The organism is Vibrio sp. 1288 (assembly GCF_033344475.1).
On the sequence record NZ_JAWPOX010000237.1, the window covers coordinates 1 to 916 of the forward strand.

1 protein-coding gene is annotated in these 916 nt (G+C 48.9%); it reads right to left on the reverse strand.

Features of this window, described 5'->3' with window-relative positions; all coding sequences use genetic code 11:
- Positions 1-105: 105 nt before the first annotated feature.
- Positions 106-916 (reverse strand): methyl-accepting chemotaxis protein (locus R8O11_RS25920; RefSeq protein WP_318194702.1); only part of this gene is annotated, 811 nt, incomplete at its 5' end.

Genomic DNA, 916 nt, shown 5'->3' on the forward strand with positions numbered 1-916 from the left:
TCCAGAGGTAACTCTGGAGCCCTTTTGTTTTGTTCGATATTTCTCGCCAATCGTTTTGCCAGAAATGAACCGAGTGAGTTGGTTTGAACCTTCTCACTCGCTTGATTAAGACAACTTGAACTTACTCAACTCACCGTGAAGATCACTGGCTTTTACTGTCAGCTCGTTACTGATCGCTACAGAAGATGACATGGTATCCATCACTTCCATCGCCGTATCATTAATCACAACCACATTACGGTTGATCTCTTCCGACACCGAACTTTGCTCTTCTGCCGCTGAAGCGATCTGATTATTCATATCATTAATTACTTCAATAGCTTGGTTGATTTCGGCCAACGCCAACTGCGCTGCTTGTGTTTCTTCTTTGGTATCCACCGCTTGCTTCTGGCTTTGCTCCATCAACACGACGATTGATTGCGTTTCTTGCTCCAAACGAGCCAACATTGCACGAATTTCTTCTGTCGAGCCTTGTGTGCGCGTTGCAAGGTTGCGGACTTCATCGGCTACCACAGCAAAACCACGACCCGCTTCACCAGCACGCGCAGCTTCAATCGCAGCGTTCAGCGCCAACAAGTTGGTTTGATCGGCAATGCCACCAATCTCACTCAGAATACCCTGAATAGCCGTGCTTGAAGCCACCAAATTCTGCGTCTGGTGCTGTGCATCATTCACTTGCGAAGCGAGGTTATCCACCGCGCTTGCAGCATTGTCCATACGCGACATGCCATTCGCGCTGTTGCTTTGAACTTGGCTTGCCGCCGCTGCTGCTTGTACCGCAGAATTTGCCACTTCTTGTGCGGTTGCGCTCATCTCATTAATCGCCGTTGCTAGCGAGTTGACTTCGTTTACTTGAACGTTCAGTTGATCTCTCGAAGCCGCCGCACGAGCTTGGCCTTCACTTGCGTTTTTATCA